The sequence below is a fragment of the Streptomyces hazeniae genome, from assembly GCF_031845485.1.
Classification (GTDB): Bacteria; Actinomycetota; Actinomycetes; order Streptomycetales; family Streptomycetaceae; genus Streptomyces; species Streptomyces hazeniae.
In genome coordinates this window covers 1-957 of record NZ_JAVREQ010000065.1, presented here as the reverse complement: position 1 = coordinate 957, position 957 = coordinate 1, and the positions used below count along the sequence as shown (strand labels likewise).

1 protein-coding gene is annotated in these 957 nt (G+C 67.5%); it reads right to left on the bottom strand.

The features are described 5' to 3' along the window. Positions 1 to 19: 19 nt before the first annotated feature. A protein-coding gene (locus RM572_RS28570; RefSeq protein WP_311676277.1) for an IS5 family transposase occupies positions 20 to 900 on the bottom strand; the annotation gives its coding sequence in 2 pieces (ribosomal slippage) (positions 20 to 540 and positions 540 to 900; 882 coding nt in all). Positions 901 to 957: the final 57 nt, after the last annotated feature.

Sequence of the window (957 nt, the reverse complement as noted above, 5' to 3'; positions counted from 1 at the left end):
CTAGGGTCTGTCCGGCGGATCATGGTCGGAGCCACAATCGGATGGCTGCGGCTGTGACGGTGCCGTGGAAGACGTAGGCCCTCTTGTCGTAGCGGGTGGCGACGGCTCGGGAGTTCTTGAGCCTGTTGATGGTGCGTTCGACTTCGTTGCGGCGCTTGTAGTTCTCGCGGTCGAAGCCGGTGGGCCTGCCGCCTCGGCTGCCGCGCCGTTTTCGGTGGCCGCGCTGGTCCTTCGGTTCCGCAATCGTGTGCTTGATGTGGCGTCTTCGCAGGTAACGGCGGTTGCGGCGGGAGCTGTACGCCTTGTCCCCACCGAGTTGGTCCGGCCGGGTTCGTGGGCGGCCACCGTGAGGGCGGGGAATGCTGATGCGCTCCAGGACCTCGATCATCTGGGGCGCGTCGCCGAACTGGCCCGGCGTGACCAGCATGGCCATGGGGCGGCAGCCGCCTTCTCCGGCGAGATGGATTTTGCAGGTCAGGCCGCCCCGGGACCGTCCAAGTCCCTCGTCGGGGCGGTGATGCCGGGGCGTCGTTCTTTTTTCGGGATGCGTGGCTTCCTCTTGCGTGCCCCGGCCGCGTGCTGGTGAGCCCGGCAGGAGGTCGAGTCGACGCTGACCATGCTCCAGTCGATCCGGCCGGCCAGGTCGGCGTCGGCCTGGACGGCACGCAGGATCCGGTCCCACGTGCCGTTCGCGGACCAGCGCCGGTGCCGTTCGTAGACGGTCTTCCAGCTGCCGTACCGCTCCGGTAGATCACGCCACGGTATGCCCGTGCGCAGTCGGAACAGGATCCCGTTGATCACCTGCCGGTGATCGATCCACCTGCCTCCACGACGCCCCGTCGTCGGTAAGTGCGGCTCCAGTCGGGCCCACTCCGCATTACTCAGATCACCCCGCCCCATGCCGAGCACAACGAGCCATCGACCCGACAGTCACATGATCCGCCGGACAGGCCCTAG